The sequence below is a fragment of the Gordonia sp. DT101 genome (genome assembly GCF_049844895.1).
Classification (GTDB): Bacteria; Actinomycetota; Actinomycetes; order Mycobacteriales; family Mycobacteriaceae; genus Gordonia.
The window spans coordinates 245,432-260,776 of sequence record NZ_JBNCLX010000004.1; the positions used below are offsets into that span (position 1 = coordinate 245,432).

At 65.1% G+C, this 15,345-nt stretch carries 16 protein-coding genes; 11 read left to right on the forward strand and 5 right to left on the reverse strand.

Annotated features, from left to right (window positions below; translation table 11 throughout):
• The first annotated feature begins 330 nt into the window (after nucleotides 1-330).
• From aceA to ACLQ3I_RS15955, 4 genes are all read left to right on the forward strand, one after another.
• Nucleotides 331-1,626, forward strand: coding sequence for an isocitrate lyase (aceA, locus tag ACLQ3I_RS15940; RefSeq protein ID WP_425790059.1), 1,296 nt, complete (start codon nucleotides 331-333; stop codon nucleotides 1,624-1,626).
• Nucleotides 1,627-1,781: 155 nt separating this feature from the next.
• On the forward strand, nucleotides 1,782-2,666 hold the full coding sequence (locus tag ACLQ3I_RS15945; protein ID WP_425790057.1) for a 3-hydroxybutyryl-CoA dehydrogenase: 885 nt from the start codon (nucleotides 1,782-1,784) through the stop codon (nucleotides 2,664-2,666).
• An 81-nt stretch (nucleotides 2,667-2,747) separates the two neighbouring features.
• Nucleotides 2,748-5,072 (forward strand): 5-methyltetrahydropteroyltriglutamate--homocysteine S-methyltransferase, encoded by a 2,325-nt coding sequence (gene metE, locus ACLQ3I_RS15950; protein ID WP_425803120.1) that lies wholly within the window; start codon nucleotides 2,748-2,750, stop codon nucleotides 5,070-5,072.
• 239 nt (nucleotides 5,073-5,311) lie between these two features.
• On the forward strand, nucleotides 5,312-6,037 hold the full coding sequence (locus ACLQ3I_RS15955) for a heparin-binding hemagglutinin (RefSeq protein ID WP_425790053.1): 726 nt from the start codon (nucleotides 5,312-5,314) through the stop codon (nucleotides 6,035-6,037).
• 109 nt (nucleotides 6,038-6,146) lie between these two features.
• On the opposite strand, the gene ACLQ3I_RS15960 is transcribed toward ACLQ3I_RS15955, so the two are convergent.
• Complete coding sequence (locus ACLQ3I_RS15960; protein WP_425790051.1) at nucleotides 6,147-6,674, reverse strand: helix-turn-helix domain-containing protein; 528 nt, start codon at nucleotides 6,672-6,674, stop codon at nucleotides 6,147-6,149.
• A 68-nt stretch (nucleotides 6,675-6,742) separates the two neighbouring features.
• On the opposite strand from ACLQ3I_RS15960, the gene ACLQ3I_RS15965 reads away from it, so the two are divergent.
• On the forward strand, nucleotides 6,743-7,942 hold the full coding sequence (locus tag ACLQ3I_RS15965; RefSeq protein ID WP_425803122.1) for a benzoate/H(+) symporter BenE family transporter: 1,200 nt from the start codon (nucleotides 6,743-6,745) through the stop codon (nucleotides 7,940-7,942).
• A 27-nt stretch (nucleotides 7,943-7,969) separates the two neighbouring features.
• On the opposite strand, the gene ACLQ3I_RS15970 is transcribed toward ACLQ3I_RS15965, so the two are convergent.
• Entirely contained in the window at nucleotides 7,970-8,323 is a 354-nt protein-coding gene (locus tag ACLQ3I_RS15970) for a WXG100 family type VII secretion target (RefSeq protein WP_425803125.1), read from the reverse strand.
• Between the two features lie 211 nt (nucleotides 8,324-8,534).
• On the opposite strand from ACLQ3I_RS15970, the gene ACLQ3I_RS15975 reads away from it, so the two are divergent.
• From ACLQ3I_RS15975 to ACLQ3I_RS15990, 4 genes are all read left to right on the forward strand, one after another.
• Nucleotides 8,535-9,032: a hypothetical protein gene (locus ACLQ3I_RS15975; RefSeq protein WP_425803127.1), complete on the forward strand. Its 498-nt coding sequence runs from the start codon at nucleotides 8,535-8,537 to the stop codon at nucleotides 9,030-9,032.
• 30 nt (nucleotides 9,033-9,062) lie between these two features.
• Nucleotides 9,063-9,431, forward strand: coding sequence for a hypothetical protein (locus ACLQ3I_RS15980; RefSeq protein ID WP_425803130.1), 369 nt, complete (start codon nucleotides 9,063-9,065; stop codon nucleotides 9,429-9,431).
• Nucleotides 9,422-10,186 carry a hypothetical protein gene (locus ACLQ3I_RS15985; protein ID WP_425803132.1) on the forward strand — a complete coding sequence of 255 codons (765 nt, stop codon included), beginning with the start codon at nucleotides 9,422-9,424 and terminating at the stop codon, nucleotides 10,184-10,186. The genes ACLQ3I_RS15980 and ACLQ3I_RS15985 overlap by 10 nt, the downstream gene beginning before the upstream one ends.
• A gap of 130 nt (nucleotides 10,187-10,316) precedes the next feature.
• Complete coding sequence (locus ACLQ3I_RS15990) at nucleotides 10,317-10,730, forward strand: hypothetical protein (protein ID WP_425803134.1); 414 nt, start codon at nucleotides 10,317-10,319, stop codon at nucleotides 10,728-10,730.
• 106 nt (nucleotides 10,731-10,836) lie between these two features.
• Here the strand turns inward: ACLQ3I_RS15990 and ACLQ3I_RS15995 are convergent, their stop codons facing one another.
• From ACLQ3I_RS15995 to ACLQ3I_RS16005, 3 genes are read right to left on the reverse strand one after another with little or no spacing between them, the layout of a single operon-like run.
• Nucleotides 10,837-11,706 carry a polyphosphate kinase 2 family protein gene (locus ACLQ3I_RS15995; RefSeq protein ID WP_425803137.1) on the reverse strand — a complete coding sequence of 290 codons (870 nt, stop codon included), beginning with the start codon at nucleotides 11,704-11,706 and terminating at the stop codon, nucleotides 10,837-10,839.
• 29 nt (nucleotides 11,707-11,735) lie between these two features.
• On the reverse strand, nucleotides 11,736-12,545 hold the full coding sequence (locus ACLQ3I_RS16000; RefSeq protein WP_425803140.1) for an SDR family NAD(P)-dependent oxidoreductase: 810 nt from the start codon (nucleotides 12,543-12,545) through the stop codon (nucleotides 11,736-11,738).
• On the reverse strand, nucleotides 12,542-13,345 hold the full coding sequence (locus ACLQ3I_RS16005) for a TetR/AcrR family transcriptional regulator (RefSeq protein WP_425790509.1): 804 nt from the start codon (nucleotides 13,343-13,345) through the stop codon (nucleotides 12,542-12,544). The genes ACLQ3I_RS16000 and ACLQ3I_RS16005 overlap by 4 nt, the downstream gene beginning before the upstream one ends.
• A 40-nt stretch (nucleotides 13,346-13,385) precedes the next feature.
• Between ACLQ3I_RS16005 and ACLQ3I_RS16010 the strand changes: the two genes are divergently transcribed.
• Both ACLQ3I_RS16010 and ACLQ3I_RS16015 read left to right on the forward strand, forming a co-directional pair.
• Entirely contained in the window at nucleotides 13,386-14,738 is a 1,353-nt protein-coding gene (locus ACLQ3I_RS16010; protein WP_425803142.1) for a DUF445 domain-containing protein, read from the forward strand.
• A gap of 135 nt (nucleotides 14,739-14,873) precedes the next feature.
• Nucleotides 14,874-15,344, forward strand: coding sequence for a helix-turn-helix domain-containing protein (locus ACLQ3I_RS16015; protein WP_425790034.1), 471 nt, complete (start codon nucleotides 14,874-14,876; stop codon nucleotides 15,342-15,344).
• The last annotated feature ends 1 nt before the right edge of the window (nucleotide 15,345 follow it).

A 15,345-nucleotide genomic window follows, 5' to 3' on the forward strand; every position in this document is an offset into this window, starting at 1 on the left:
TCGACTGACGACGACGTGTGTGCGGTGCAGGGCGTCAGCGCACGTCGGTAAAAACGCAGTACGCGCGTACTTTTTGGCGCCGGATGGTGAAAGATTCACATGACCAGGTTTGCAAACTTTGCAAAAGCTCGCCAGATCCTTGCCTGATTTTGCACACGAAAGGGATTGGACCTGCACATTTGTTCTGTGGCACCCTTGTCACAGGCACCACCGGACAGCGTCGGTTTGTTCGCACAATTTGCGGCCGACCTACGCGACTCGGGCACTGTCTGTCAGCACACCGGCCCGGGCGCCACCGGGTCGCAGCAGGACAACGAAAGCGAAGTAGGCATGAGCAACGTCGGAAAGCCACGCACCGCCGCGGAGATCCAGCAGGACTGGGACACCAACCCGCGTTGGAAGGGCGTCAAGCGCGATTACACCGCCGAGCAGGTGGCTGAGCTCCAGGGCTCGGTCGTCGAGGAGCAGACCCTCGCCCGCCGCGGCGCCGAGATCCTCTGGGAGGGCGTCAACGCCGGAGACGGCAGCTACATCAACGCGCTCGGCGCGTTGACCGGTAACCAGGCGGTCCAGCAGGTCCGCGCCGGCCTCAAGGCCGTGTACCTGTCGGGTTGGCAGGTCGCGGGTGACGCGAACCTGTCGGGCCACACCTACCCCGATCAGTCGCTGTACCCGGCGAACTCGGTGCCGTCGGTGGTCCGACGCATCAACAACGCGCTCATGCGCGCCGATGAGATCGCCCGCGTCGAGGGTGACGACTCGGTGGACAACTGGGTCGTGCCGATCGTGGCCGACGGTGAGGCCGGCTTCGGTGGCGCCCTCAACGTCTACGAGCTCCAGAAGGCCATGATCGCCGCGGGTGCCGCCGGTACCCACTGGGAAGACCAGTTGGCGTCGGAGAAGAAGTGCGGCCACCTCGGTGGCAAGGTGCTGATCCCCACCCAGCAGCACGTCCGCACGCTGAACTCGGCCCGCCTCGCCGCGGACGTCGCAGGCACCCCGACCGTCGTCATCGCGCGTACCGACGCCGAGGCCGCGACGCTCATCACCTCGGACGTCGACGACCGCGACAAGCAGTTCGTCACCGGTGAGCGCACCGCCGAGGGCTACTACCACGTGAAGAACGGCATCGAGCCGTGCATCGCACGTGCGAAGTCCTACGCTCCGTACGCCGACATGATCTGGATGGAGACCGGTACCCCGGACCTCGAGCTCGCGCGCAAGTTCGCCGAGTCGGTCAAGTCGGAGTTCCCGGACCAGCTGCTGTCCTACAACTGCAGCCCGTCGTTCAACTGGAGCAAGCACCTCGACGACAGCACCATCGCCAAGTTCCAGAACGAGCTGGGCGCCATGGGCTTCACCTTCCAGTTCATCACGCTGGCCGGCTTCCACTCGCTGAACTACGGCATGTTCGACCTTGCCTACGGTTACGCCCGCGAGCAGATGACCGCCTTCGTCGATCTGCAGAACCGTGAGTTCAAGGCTGCCGACGAGCGTGGCTTCACCGCTGTCAAGCACCAGCGCGAGGTCGGCGCCGGCTACTTCGACAGCATCGCCACCACCGTGGACCCGACCAGCTCCACCACCTCGCTGAAGGGTTCGACCGAAGAGGGACAGTTCCACTGAGTCGAGGTTCGGCCTGATAGTCGTTGCCTGACATGACATCCGGGGTGGGCGGGGTGATCCTCTGCCCACCCCGGGTTCGTCGGTATCCGGGGCCGTTATCCGGGGCCGGATCGACGAAGACCACCACCGAACTTTTCTGATTCGAGGAGCCGACCATGGCAACCGAAAAGATCTCCCGCGTCGGCGTCATCGGCGCCGGTCAGATGGGTGCCGGCATCGCCGAAGTGTGCGCCCGCGCGCACGCGGACGTCCTTGTCTACGAGTCCACACGCGAACTCGCTGCGGCCGGTCGTGCCCGAATCCTGCGCTCGCTGGATCGTGGGGTCTCCAGCGGGAAGCTGACCGAGCGTGAGCGCGAGCAGGCTGCCTGGCGACTCCGCTTCACCTCCGATCTGGGCGACTTCGCCGATCGTCAGCTCGTCTGCGAGGCGGTCGTCGAGGACGAGGCGGTCAAGACCGAGATCTTCAAGGAACTCGACAAGGTCGTCACCGACCCGAACGCGGTGCTGGCGTCCAACACCTCGTCGATCCCGATCATGAAGCTGGGCATGGCCACCGCCAATGCCCACCGTGTGATCGGCTTGCACTTCTTCAACCCGGTGCCGGTGCTCCCGCTGGTCGAGCTCGTCACCACGCTGATGACCACGCCGGAGGTCACCGAGCGCGCCGAGGCCTTCGCCCACGACATCCTGGGCAAGCAGGTCGTCCGCTCGGCCGATCGCTCCGGGTTCGTCGTCAACGCACTCCTCGTGCCATACCTGCTCTCGGCCATCCGCATGGTGGAGAGCGGCTTTGCCACCGTCGAGGACATCGACAAGGCGATGGTGCTCGGATGTGCCCACCCCATGGGCCCGCTGAAGCTGACCGACCTCGTTGGCCTCGACACCGTGAAGGCCATCGCGGACAAGATGTACGAGGAATTCAAGGAGCCGCTCTACTCGCCGCCGCCCCTGCTGCTGCGCATGGTGGAGGCCGGCCGCCTCGGCAAGAAGGCCGGGCACGGCTTCTACCAATACAGCGAGAACGGCGCGAACAAGTAACCCGCGCAAGCGCCTTCATGGTGATCCGGGGAACGCACCGAGGTCACCCATCGGGTCGGGAACTGCCGATAGGGTCTACCAATGACTAGCTCGTTGCAGGAGATCGAATACGGCTCGTCGATCCTGGGTTATCCCCGCATCGGCGCTCGCCGCGAGCTGAAGAAGGCCCTCGAGGATTACTGGCATCAGGGCAGTTCGCTCGACCAGCTGCTCGCAGCCGGTCGGGAGATCGGCGACGGGATGTGGCATGAACTGGCCGCCACCGGACTCGAACAGGTACCCGGCAACATCTTCTCGTTCTACGACCACGTGCTCGACAACGCGCTGTTGTTCGGTGCCGTACCCGCCCGGTTCGAACCGCTGCGTGCCGACCTCGAGCCGCTCGACCACTACTTCGCGATGGCCCGGGGCAAACCCGACTTCCCGCCCTTGGAGTTGGTGAAGTTCTTCAACACCAACTACCACTACCGGCAGCCGGAGATCGGTGTGGACACCGAGTTCTCGCTGACCGCGGCTCCGGAGTTCGCGCAACGACTGCTCGACGAACACCGGCGTGCGAGCGCCGACGGCATCGAGTTGCGCCCGGTGACCCTCGGGCCGGTCAGCCTGCTGCTGCTGTCGAAGCCGGCGCCGGATGCGCCGGACGGGTTCCGTCCGCTCGATCGCCTCGATGATCTGCTGCCCGCCTACGTCGATCTGTTGGAACGCCTTGCCAAGCAGAACTGCAAGTGTGTCCAGCTCGATGAGCCGGCGTTCACCAGCGATCGGTCCGATGCCGAGCTCGAATCGCTTGACCGCGCCTACACCCAGCTGTCCCATGCGGGGTTGCGCCCGCGGTTGCTGGTGACGGGCCAGTACGGCGATCTCGGTGCGGCACTGCCGATCCTGGCGCAGACGCAGGTCGACGCGATCGGCGTCGATCTGGTCAGTGAGCCGATGTCGGCGGCGGCACTGGCAAAGATCCCCGGGCTGAAACGCAAGCGGCTGTACGCCGGTGTCATCGACGGGCGCAATGTGTGGAAGGCCGCCAAGGGCGGAAAGCTCGACTATCTGCTGGAGATCAAGAAGCACATCCCCGACCTCGTCGTGTCCACGTCCTGCACATTGATGCATGTTCCGGTCGACAAGTTGATCGAGCCCGACCTCCCCGGTCACGTCGCCGATCGGCTGTCATTCGCGAAGCAGAAGGTCGGCGAGGTGGTGGCACTCGCGAAGGCCATTGCCGACGGTGCGCCCGCGCATTGGTACACGCGACCCACGAAGGTCGACTTCAAGCTGAAACATGATGTGCGGCAGAGGGTTGCCCACATCCGTCCCGACCAGCGCGAGCGTGCCCCGTACGCCGAACGCAAGAAGGCGCAGGACAAGACCCTCGGTCTGCCGACGGTGCCCACCTGCACCCTGGGCTCGTTTCCGCAGACCAGGGATGTCCAACTGGCCCGCTACTACTACGGCCAGGGCCGGCTCGGCTGGGACGAGTACGTCGACCGCCTCAAGCAGGAGATCAGACGGATCATCGAGTTGCAGGAGGACATCGGGCTCGACGTGCTGGTGCACGGCGAGCCCGAACGCAACGACATGATCCAGTACTTCGCCGAGCTCATGGACGGTTACGCGTTCACCCACATGGGTTGGGTCCAGGTGTACGGCTCGAGATGTGTCCGGCCGCCGATCCTCTACGGGGACATCAAACGTCGCGGCCCGATGACGGTCGAGTGGATCACTTTCGCGCAGTCGTTGACCGACAAACCCGTCAAGGCGATCCTGACCGGTCCGGTCACCATGCTCGCGCGTTCCTTCGTACGCCAGGACCAGCCGCTCCACGAGACCGTCGAGCAGTTGGCGCTGGCGGTGCGCGACGAGGTGACAGACCTGGAGAGAGCGGGGATCCGGATCATCCAGGTCGATGAGCCGTCGATCCGCGAGCTCCTCCCGTTGCGCGAGCGAGGGCGGGACGGCTACCTCGACTGGGCGGTGGCGGCGTTCAAGCTCGCCGTCGGTGGCGCCGGGCCGGCCACCCAGATCCACACGCACCTCGGCTATTCGTCCATCGCGCAGGTCGTCGAGGCCTTCGATGCCCTGGATGCCGACGTCACCTCGATCGTCGCGACCCGGTCGATCGATTGGGTGCTCGACGAATTGGCCAAACGCGGCACGGCGATCCAGCGAGATGTGGGTCCGGGCGTGTACGAGAGCCGCAGTGCGGCGATCCCCGACATCGACGAGATCGATGCGCGTATCCGACGAGCGACGAGCGCGATCGATCCGAAACGACTGTGGGTCAATCCCGATGGCGGTCTGAAGACGCGGCACTATTGGCAGCTCGAACCGTCGCTGCGCAACATGGTTGCCGCCGCCCGGCGCGAGCGCCGGCGTATCGCCGCGACGCAGGCTGTCTCCGGCTGATCATCCGTATTGACAGCAGATCAACTGGTGGTGACATCCACCACCAGTGCTAGCAGTGTGCTTGCATTTGCTAGCAGAACGTGGATACTGGGTGATGGAACCAAGGAAATGGCCCGATGCGCCATCGACAGCAACGGCGTTGTCGAGTGATCCGAGACCGCTGACCATTCGACAGTATTTGTGCCACGGCGTATTTGGTGACCACACAATCTCAAATCACAACTCATGAGGAGTTCGCTGTGAGTGAATCGACACGCACGCTGGCCAATCCGATCTACGCGGCCGTGGGAGCAGGCGACTATGTCGTCACCCAGTTCAACGACATCATCTCGCAACTGCGCGAGCGCACCGAGTCTGCATCGGAGAGCGCCCAGGCGCGCTTCGAGGAGACCCGCGGCACCGCTGCGGCGCGCTACGAGGAGACCAAGACTCGGATCGGGTCGCTGCCCGAGGACGTGCCCGCCGGCATCGAGGAACTGCGCGGCAAGATCAGCTCTGATGAGCTACGCAAGGCCGCCGAGGGTTACCTCGAGTCCGCCACCGAGTTCTACAACTCGCTCGCCGAGCGCGGCGAGGAGACCGTCGAGCGTCTGCGTCAGCAGCCGGTCGTCCAGGAGAACATCGACCGTGCGGGCAAGGTCTACAGCGACGCCGTCGACCTGACCGAGGACACCCTCGGTGTCGTGTCGTCGCAGACGCGCGTCGTCGGTGAGCGCGCGGCGAAATTGGCCGGTCGGGTGAGCAATCGCGTCGAGGACGTGGCCGTCGACATCGAAGAGGCGGGTCAGACCATCAAGTCCGGCACCGCCGACGCCGCCGATGAGATCGGTGGCGCCGCAGGGACTGTCGAGGCCAAGGGCCGTACCGCCAATGCGTCGCCGGCGAAGAAGATCGCCGCTGCAAAGAAGGCGCCGGCGAAGAAGGCACCCGCCAAGAAGGCGCCTGCCAAGAAGGCCGCCAACTAGTCAATCGCAAAGCGGGGGTGACACGTTCACCTCGTCTGCCGGAATCCACCTTCGCGTATTCGAAGGTGGATTCCGGCGTTTGAGGTGGAACCGTCGGGCGACTGTGCATTCACTGCGGCGGGGAGTGGATGGTGAGCACCGCGGTGGCACCTGTCCGGCTCCGATAGGTGTGCTCGACGTCGCTGATCCACTGCAGTGTTTCGCCTGGTTCGGCGTGCCGTTCGGTACCTGCGCGGCCGGCCTCGAGCGCACCGGTCACCACGTGGACGTTCTCGGTGACCCCTGCGCCGTGTGCGGGGGAGGTGCGGACGCCGCCCGGCAGGATGCGGAGCCAGAAGACCTCGGTGGTCGCGCCATCCGGATGATGCTCGACGTGCAGGATCTGGGCGTGCAGGAACTCGCCGCTCCCCTCGGTCCCGGCGTCCTCGCCGAGGAGTGCGGTCAGCGGGACGCCGAGTGGTCCGGCAACGGCGTAGAGCGTATCGAGAGTCGGATTGCGTTGCCCGGCTTCGATCTCCGACAGCGAACCCTTGCCGATCGCGGCGCGGCGGGCGAGTTCGGACAGGGAGAGTCCGCGGTCGGCGCGCAGGGCCGCGATTCGGCTGCCGACGGCTTGCCTGCGGTGTTCGACGGTCACAGGCTGGATTCTCCCACTCGATCGAGGCTGCGTTCTGTTTACGGAACGTTTGAGGTAGCCTCACTCCGGTGACAATCACAGCACAACCCGGTCTGCAGCAGCCGATTGTCGCGGGCATCGTCACTGCGCTGGTCGGGTTCACTTCGTCGTTCGCGGTGGTCACGGCCGGTTTGCGTGCGGTCGGTGCGACGGCCGAGCAGGCGGCGTCGGGACTGCTGGCGCTGACGGTGGTGTTCGGCCTGGGGATCATCGTTCTCAGCGTGCGGACTCGTGCGCCGATCACGCTCGCCTGGTCGACTCCCGGGGCCGCGATGCTGGTCAGTATGGGGGCGTCGTACGACGCCGGGTGGCGGGCCGCGGTCGGTGCGTTCCTGGTGGTCGGGGTGTTGATCCTGGTCACCGGCCTGGTGCCGGCGTTGGGAGATCTGATCTCGCGGATCCCGACACCGATTGCGCAGGCCATGCTCGCCGGCGTGCTGCTGACGCTGTGTCTCGCGCCGATGCATTCGCTGGTGGCCGCCCCCGCGCCGGCAATTCCGGTGCTGGCGGTCTGGCTGCTCGCGACACGGTGGTTGACCCGGTGGGCGCTGCCGCTGGCGTTGGCGACCGCGCTGGTGGTCATCGGTATCCACCTCGCCGTCGACGGCGGGAACGGCCTCGGCTCGGCAACCTGGTTTCCGGCATTGTCGGTCACGGCCCCGTCCTTCGACGCGGCCGCGATCATCGGCATCGCGGTGCCCCTGTTCATCGTGACGATGGCGTCGCAGAACATCCCGGGTGTGGCGGTGCTGAGCTCGTTCGGATATGTGACGCCGTGGCGTGCCGCCATGTCCGTCACCGGGGTCGGCACGCTGGTGGCCGCGCCGTTCGGAGGCCACGCCATCAATCTCGCCGCGCTGTCGGCGGCGTTGGCCGCTGGGGATGAGGCCGGACCGGATCGGGGGCGGCGCTGGGTGGCCGGCGTCTCCGCCGGAATCACCTACCTGGCGCTGGCCGGGTTGTCAGGGGTGCTGGTCACGATTGCGGCCGTCGCGCCCGGTGGACTCGTGGAAGCCGTTGCCGGCCTTGCACTTCTGGGGACATTCGCCAGCGCTATCGTCGGTGCGTTCACCGCCGTCGAGACGCGCGTGCCCGCCGCCCTGACGTTCGTCGCGGCCGCGTCCGGGGTCACCTTCTTCGGGATCGGGGGAGCGTTCTGGGGGCTGGTGATCGGGTTGGTGGCGTACGGGGTGCTGCGGGCGGGGAATCGGCGTTCGACCGTCACGTAGAGACGATGGCCTGTCCCGTCTCGTCGATCAGAGATTCAGGGTCGATTCGCCCGGTTGGGCGGTCACCGTCTCGATTCGTCCGGCGGATGAGTCGTCGGTGGTGGTGTAGTGCACCGCAGAGGTCCGAAAGTGGGTCGAATGATCGCCCATCCGGGTGGTCAATGTCTCTGCGGCAGCTCGCATCGACTCCACCCGAGAGCTCATGGCGGCGGCCGACGCTCCGACCCATCCCGACGCCACCGCACTCTCGATCTCGGCGTGCGCGCCCGAATACACATCGTCGGATTCCGATTGCCAGCCCGCGAGGCGATATCCGTCGCGGTGGAGGTCGTCGGGCGACACAGTCACCTCACCGGATTGCGGGGATGTCGCGTCGCCCATCCTGATCCTCCCTCGCTGTGCACAGCCGTTTCGACTGCCAAGATACATTCACCCCAGCGCAGGGCCTGCGAAACGGGCAGGGAGACACCGGAAAAGGGTGCATCTCGGACATGGTCGAGGTGGTTGAGTCCGTCGCCTGAATGACCACGTGGCGAGTGTGCCCATCGCCCGTGGCACGATATGTGCTCGGTGAAGTGCCGTCGGGGTGAAAGTGGGCAAACTGACCGCCTTCGAGACGTGGAACAGTTCCGCTGGCGATGCCGCTCGAGAGTCCGTCAGCAAGACCCGCAAGGACCTCGATCGTCACGGTGAGGTCGCGACGAGCGTTGCCGACGCCGCCCGCAGAGCTGAGGGCGAGATAGACCAGGTCAAAGAATCGCTCAAACGGCTTCGCGCGGACGTCGCAAAGTACGGTTTCGTTCTCGACGCAAACTCGGACACGATCTTCGACCCGCATCCGCCGAACATGGATGACTGGCCCGCCGAGAAGGTCAAGGCCTATCACGATGCACTGGAGAGGCTTCAGTTCGAGCTGCTGGCCGTTCTGACGGCGGCTGTCGTGGCCGATCACGACCTCGCGAAGGCGATCGACGCCGCGGATGGTGACGTGAAGGGAGACGTCGATTGGGCCCCTTCCACCGGTGACGTGGTCCTGGGGAGTACGGCGGGATTGACCGGTGCAAAGGCCGACATCATCCGCGACATCTGACTCAAGTCGATCGGCGAGAATCCGACCGGTGTGAACGCAAAGATCCTGCCATGGTTGGAGGACATAGGCCGAATGAAGGGGATCTCCAAGATCGGCGGAGTCGTGGGCGTGCTGACAGCAGTGCCATCGGTATTTGCTGATCATGCTGAGGGAAACTCGTGGAGTGAGGCGATTACCCGAGAAACTGCAAGTACAGCGGTCGGCGTGGGCACGGGAACTGTGGCGGCGGCCGGTGCGAGTGCGGCAATGGCCTCGATCATCGCAGGCACCGAGGTCGGCGCGACGATCGGTTCGGTTGTACCTGGGGCCGGAACCATCGTCGGTGCGATCGCCGGCGCTGCCATCGGAGGGACGGCGGCATTCTTCACGTCGAAGGGGATCGATGCACTATGGGACTGACCTCTGAAAGTCTGACTTATCAGTGGAAGCGACACACCACTTACGAAGTCCCACGGGCGCTGGGGCATATGTTGGCACTGGTCCTGATCGGGATTGTGGGGATTGCCGTGGCAATCGCGCTGGGCGGCAACGTGTTGGCGTTGGTGTTTGTCGCAACGGCATTGATCCCCGTTCCGGTCGTGTTGCGGAAGAGGACCAAGTTGCGACGTGCGCCCCAACATCTCGTGCTCTACCGACAGCCGTTTTACACCAATGGATGGCTGTGGATGACAATGGTGTTCGCAATGATGGCTGTTGGCGTCGTCGGACAAGTGGCAGTCGGGGCGACACAGGCATGGCGTATTGCGCTCCTTGCCGTTCCGACGCTTCTAGGTGCGGCGCTCACGGCTGTGTTGGCCTACAAGTACAGGGGTCCCTTGACGCTGACGGCGACCGCAGTGCGCTCCGGCAGCGGTAGGTCTGTGGACATCGGTACTGCACGAATTGATTTCGTGAGCGTGGAACAGGGTGCCCCATCGATCAAACTGACGCCTGCGTCAGGGCGTCCCCTTGTCGTGTCGCCCGTGCCCTACAACGTGGACTTCGACTCTCTGCTGTCGACGATCGAACAGCTTCGGACCTGGAATGAGCAGGGAAGAAACACTTCTCCGGCCGAGATCGAAGCCATGGTCTCGGCGACACCACCCGACGGACTCGAGGTCGGTGAATCGATAGCGCTGACTGTGTCTGTGGTGATGGATCATGAATCTCATTGAGGAATTGAACCGATTTCCCGGAGCGCGGGTCGAACCGGTGGTCGATCTGAGCGCCCATGAACTTCGTCCACGGGGGCTACCACCGGAGTGGCGTCGGATCCGTGCCGGCTACGCAGGTGGGCAACCGGCTGTGACGTGGCTCGATTCCGCCGCGGTGGACGAGATCGCCTCGTCGATCGGCAATGACGGTGATGCAATCGAGCCCGCGTTTGTTTCTTCAGCGATCCTGATGGGATGGACCATCAGCGGGCTGCACGACTCAACTGCCCGCGTCGGTGCACTCGCCAGTGAGATCACAGAGGATGTGCATGGCTGGACCGCGAGAGATCAACTGAGCGTTCGGCTGGGCGACGAGGCATTCTCCATCCGTTTGTTGGGAACGATGGAATCGCCATTCGGTCCGTTGGTCTCGAACATTCACAACATCGTGTTCTCGAGCGGCGATTTCGACACGACGCTCATACAACTCGCAGTCACCGCAACACAGGACTGGTCGTCCGTCGCGGATGACATCGTGCTGGACGCTCGGCCAGGGTGGGATTGAACTCGAGCCCGTGTTCCGTGGCAGGTCGTACGCAACTGCAACGTGAGCGAGCGTCGACGACAATAATTGTCGCGGAAACCCGCTCAGGGTGCATCTGTGTACGGAGTCAGTCCTCCAGCGCGGCCACGCGCTTCTTTTCCGCCTCGACGTCGAAGTCCGCCTTCGGCCATTCGAGGTCGAGACGCTCGAGAGCGTTGATCAACAGCTCGCAGATGGCCAGTCGCGCAAACCATTTGCGGTCGGCGGGGATCAGGAACCAGGGTGCGTGGCTGCTGTCGCAGCGGTCGAAGATCGCCTGGTAGGCCTCGAGATAGTCGTCCCAGAAGCCGCGTTCGTCGATGTCGCCGGGGTCGTATTTCCAGTACTTGTCCGGACGCTCGAGGCGCTCGGTCAGGCGTGCCTTCTGTTCGGACTTGGACACGACCATCGCGCATTTGATGATCGTGGTTCCCGACGCCACGAGGTCGCGCTCGAACTGGTTGATCACCTCGTAGCGCTTCTCCCACTCCGACTTCGGTACGAGATCGTGCACCCGCACGGGCAACACGTCCTCGTAATGGGAACGGTCGAAGATGCCGATCCGGCCGCCGGGTGGCAGCGCACGATGAACACGCCATAAGAAGTCGTGCGAGAGCTCCTCCGGTGTCGGCTTGCCGAACCCCTGAATGGTCAGGCCCTGCGGATCGACCAGTCCTCCGACGTGCCGGACGATCCCGCCCTTGCCGGCCGTGTCCATGCCCTGTAGGACGAGTAGCACCGATCGCCGGTCGCCGGCTCTTCCGTTGGCGTAGAGCAACTCCTGGAGATCGGCGAGGACGGCACCACGCTCGGTGAGAAGGGCTGCGCCACTGTCCTTGCCACCCTCGAAACCCGGTGTCGACGATGGCTCGAATCCGGCGATCGGCCCGGTCGCCGTGACGCGCAGTGACTCGACGGCGGGTGTGGTCCAGCCGGCCGTCTTCGCGTGCTTCCCCATTGAGCCGTGCCCTCCCGATCGTTGCAGTGTCAGCCGAGCGATTCGGCCGCCGCGGCGGTGGGCGGGAACAGCGGTCCGCCACCGAAGGCCTCACGATGTGAATCGGGCGCGGTCCCATCGTTGTTGATGAGGCCGTATCGAGCGCCGAGTTCAGCAGTGACCAGGGTATGGCCGTTGTGGTCGTCCAGGTCGGGATCGCCTGCCAGGGCATCGATCACCCGCCCCACGAACTCCGGGTCCTCCGCGCGTTGCAGTGAGAACCCGGCGAACTCGTCGATCCCGAGGGACAGCAGCAGTTCGGTCCGGATGAGACCCAGCCACAACGACACCGCGGTGACGCCGGTACCGGAGAGCTCGTGACCCATGTCGAACGACATCTTGTCGAGCCCCGACTTGCTCATGCCGTACAGGACCGAATGCAGATGACCACGGGAACCGAAGGACGAGATCGAGGTGATCAGCCCGCTGCCGCGCGCGACCATCATCCGGGCGGCGTGAACGGAGGCGACGTAGTGGGCGCGCAACCCGACGTCGATGAGGGTGTCCCAGTCGTCGACCGGACGTTCCCAGAACCGGTCGGAGAAGCCGCCGAAGCCACGCGGGGCGGCCCAGGCGTTGTTGACGAGAAGGTCGAGTCCGTCGGTGTCGCGCTCGACCCGGGCAAACACCTCGGCGACCGCATCGTCGTCGGTGTGGTCGCAGGCCACCGCGATGGTTCCGTCCGGTCCGGTCCCCTGACGTGACGTGACGTAGACGGTCCAGCCGGCGACGGCGAGCGCCGTGGCCACCCCCTGTCCGACTCCGCGACTGCCTCCGGTGACCAGTGCGGTACGGCTCATTCGGTGTCCTCGATTCCGTTGTCGGTGATAGGTGGTTCCGGTTCCGGAAGTGGTGGCGGCGCGGCGACGAACGCCTCCCGGGAACCGTTGAATGCCGCGATGCCGACGATGGAGCTCCACGACAGCATCGTCAGGTAGTCGATCAGATCGCCGACCGGGATGGAACGTTCGGTCATCCACCAGTCGACCGCGCGCTGGATCGCGCCCACCAATGCGTTGGACCACACCTCGGCACCCGAGATGTCGGCGTCGCGCTCGGTCATCCGCAGGACGAGAGCGGCGGTCATCAACTGTGCGACCAGCTTCTCCGAGTCGGCGGTGGCCGCCGACGACGGGGGGCTGGTCAGCGCGAACTTGTACAGGTTCGGTTCGTCGGCGACCGCGTTCACGTAGACACCGATGGCAGTGCGGGTCAGCGTGTACTCGTCGACGTCGTCGGTGATTGCCTCGGTCAGGCGCGGCAGCAGCATCGTCTCGAAGAAGCGCACCGCGGTCGCCACACCGAGATCACTCTTGTCGGTGAAGTACCGGTAGAGAACGGTTTTGGACACACCGATGTGTGCGGCGATCTCGTCCATCCCGACGTCGGCGCCGAGTGTGCGCACCGCGTCGATGGTGCCGTCGGTCAGTTCGGTCCGTCGTGCCGCCTTGTGCTTCTCCCAGCGTTGCCGCCGGCCGTCGGGTTTGGCGACGCCCTCGGTGACGGTACTGATCAATGCCTGCTCGAGGCCCCGGGTCACGTTCGTGGCGGCGGCCACGGCGGCTCGGGCTGCCGCGGCTGGGCTCGGGCGATTGGCCATCACCTGGCTAGCGTAGTGGGTGGCGGGTAAAACTGGTCCAATGCCGCCAACAGTCATTTCGGACGTATCCGGTGGGCCGGACCGTCCACCTGCGCAGGAGCCGCCGCAGTCATCTCTCGGCTTCGGTTCCGACGGTGCCGGCGACGCCGCCCGCCGTCGCGACCTGCGCAAGATGAAGGTGGTTGCCACCGGATTCCTGGTCTTCGCGGCAGTCGTGTATCTCTTCACCCGCTATCTCGAACACCGTGACGGCGTCGACGTCGCCGCGTGGGTCGGCTATGTCCGCGCCGCTTCCGAGGCCGGCATGGTGGGTGCGCTCGCCGACTGGTTCGCGGTCACCGCGCTGTTCCGGCATCCGCTGGGATTGCCGATCCCGCACACCGCGCTGATCCGCAAGAAGAAGGACGACATCGGCGATCAGCTCGGGGGATTCATCGAAGAGAACTTCATGACCCCGGACGTGATCGAAGATCGTGCGACGAGCCTGGAACTGCCCCGCCGCCTGTCCACCTGGCTCGCCGACCCGGCCAACGTCCCGCGGGTGTCCGATGAGGCCGCGCGGATGATCTCGCTCGCCGCGGAGATGCTGCGCGACGAGGACATCGAGCAGCTGATCGAGCACGCGATCAAATGGGCGGGGGAGCCGGAATGGGCGCAGCCGCTGGGTCGGATTCTCGAGCAGCTCATCGCCGAGGACCGGCTCGAGCCGGTGTTCCAGCTGGCGTGCGACCGTGCCCACGAGTGGGCCCTGGGTAGCCAGGATCTGATCGACCGTGTCGTCGACCAGGATGTCGGCCCGTCGTGGAAACCCAAGTTCGTCAACGCCATGCTCGGCGACAAGATCTACCGCGAGCTGGTCGACTTCACCTACAAGGTGCGTACCGAGCCGGACCACCAGTTCCGCCGTTCGATGCATCAGTTCGTCGAACAGTTCGCCGACGACCTGCAGCACGATCCGGAGATGATCGCCCGGTTCGAGGCGATCAAGCAGGAGCTGATCGGCCGCGACGAGGTCTCGGATGCTGCTTCGACGGCCTGGAAGACCGGCAAGGCCGTCGTCGAGCAGATGCTCACCGACCCCAACAGCACGTTGCGGAACTCGTTGTCGGACGCGGTGATCCAGCTGGCCACGCGAATCCGGGACGACCGTCCGCTGCAGGAGAAGATGAACGGCTGGGTGGCGCGGGCGGCCCGTCACGTCGCGGTCAACTACTCGCAGGAGATCATCTCGGTGATCACCGAGACGGTCCGCGGATGGGACGCCGACGAGACCAGCCGAAAGATCGAACTCCAGGTCGGCCGCGATCTCCAGTTCATCCGCATCAACGGCACGGTCGTCGGCGCGCTCGCCGGGCTCGCGATCTACACGGTCTCGGTGTTGATCTTCGGCTAGGCGGCGGGCGGGTGGGATCTGGCCCGCTCGCGCCGGTGGTTAGCACTCTGCTTGCACTAGCTAGCACACCCGCAGATACTGGTGGCAGGAACCGACCGGGGCGAGCGGAGCGACGGGGAATGTGACGGGAGTGTGATGAAGCCGCACGAGAACGATCTGCCCGAGCCGGCCGGAGGCGAAGTGCCATCTGCCGACGACGACAGTTCGACGGGCCCGGTGGAAGCGGTCGAGGCAGTGGCGACCGCCGCCCAGGATGCGGTGACGAATGCCGCCCAGGACATCGGCGGTTTCATCCGTGCACAACGGGTCGCGGCCGAGGTGTCGCTCCGGCAACTGGCCGAGCGCGCCGGCGTCAGCAATCCGTACCTGAGCCAGATCGAACGGGGACTCCGCAAGCCGTCTGCCGACGTCCTCGCCCAGATCGCCAAGGGCCTGCGACTGTCCGCCGAGGTTCTCTATGTGCGCGCCGGAATCCTCGAGGAGCGTCCGGCCGGGCCGGTTCGCGACGCACTGCTCGCCGACGACTCGATCAGCGAACGCCAGAAACAGATGCTGCTCGAGATCTATGAGTCGTTCCGAAGAGAGAACACCGACGCCAAGGAGTGAA

Coding starts and splice junctions, on each gene's coding strand:
- aceA (WP_425790059.1), top strand. CDS start 331: ATGAGCAACGTCGGAAAGCCACGCACCGCCGCGGAGATCCAGCAGGAC.
- ACLQ3I_RS15945 (WP_425790057.1), top strand. CDS start 1,782: ATGGCAACCGAAAAGATCTCCCGCGTCGGCGTCATCGGCGCCGGTCAG.
- metE (WP_425803120.1), top strand. CDS start 2,748: ATGACTAGCTCGTTGCAGGAGATCGAATACGGCTCGTCGATCCTGGGT.
- ACLQ3I_RS15970 (WP_425803125.1), bottom strand. CDS start 8,323: ATGGGCGACGCGACATCCCCGCAATCCGGTGAGGTGACTGTGTCGCCC.
- ACLQ3I_RS15985 (WP_425803132.1), top strand. CDS start 9,422: ATGGGACTGACCTCTGAAAGTCTGACTTATCAGTGGAAGCGACACACC.
- ACLQ3I_RS15995 (WP_425803137.1), bottom strand. CDS start 11,706: ATGGGGAAGCACGCGAAGACGGCCGGCTGGACCACACCCGCCGTCGAG.
- ACLQ3I_RS16000 (WP_425803140.1), bottom strand. CDS start 12,545: ATGAGCCGTACCGCACTGGTCACCGGAGGCAGTCGCGGAGTCGGACAG.
- ACLQ3I_RS16005 (WP_425790509.1), bottom strand. CDS start 13,345: ATGGCCAATCGCCCGAGCCCAGCCGCGGCAGCCCGAGCCGCCGTGGCC.
- ACLQ3I_RS16010 (WP_425803142.1), top strand. CDS start 13,386: ATGCCGCCAACAGTCATTTCGGACGTATCCGGTGGGCCGGACCGTCCA.
- ACLQ3I_RS16015 (WP_425790034.1), top strand. CDS start 14,874: ATGAAGCCGCACGAGAACGATCTGCCCGAGCCGGCCGGAGGCGAAGTG.